This is a genomic window from Sphaerisporangium melleum (assembly GCF_014646695.1).
Lineage (GTDB): Bacteria > Actinomycetota > Actinomycetes > Streptosporangiales > Streptosporangiaceae > Sphaerisporangium > Sphaerisporangium melleum.
Genome location: NZ_BMNT01000105.1, coordinates 2,303 through 2,647, shown reverse-complemented (window position 1 = coordinate 2,647; position 345 = coordinate 2,303). Strand labels below are relative to the sequence as shown.

Genomic DNA, 345 nt, shown 5'->3' with positions numbered 1-345 from the left:
GCCAGCAGCAACCCGGCCATGCACCCCAGCAGCGTCGAACGGGTCATCCGCCGGGCCAGCCGGGCCAGCATCAGGATCGACAACGCCCCGACCAGCGCCGCCGCGAACCGCCACCCGAACGGGTTCGGCCCGAACAGCCACTCGCCCACCCCGATCATCCACTTGCCCAGCGGCGGGTGCGCCACGTACAGCGCGCACGGGTCGAGGTTGTCCGGCTTGCAGGTCACCCACAGGTCTTCACGGCCGGCGATCAGCCGCTGGTTGGCGATCGGGTTCTTGTCGTCGCCGAGGAAGGAGCGCTCGACCCCGTATCTGATCAGGGACAGCGCGTCCTTGGCGTAGAAG

At 69.3% G+C, this 345-nt stretch carries 1 protein-coding gene; it reads right to left on the bottom strand.

Annotated elements, in window-relative coordinates:
- The coding region (locus IEY93_RS39135) for a glycosyltransferase family 39 protein (RefSeq protein WP_229691811.1) at positions 1-345 on the bottom strand (345 nt) is incomplete at both ends.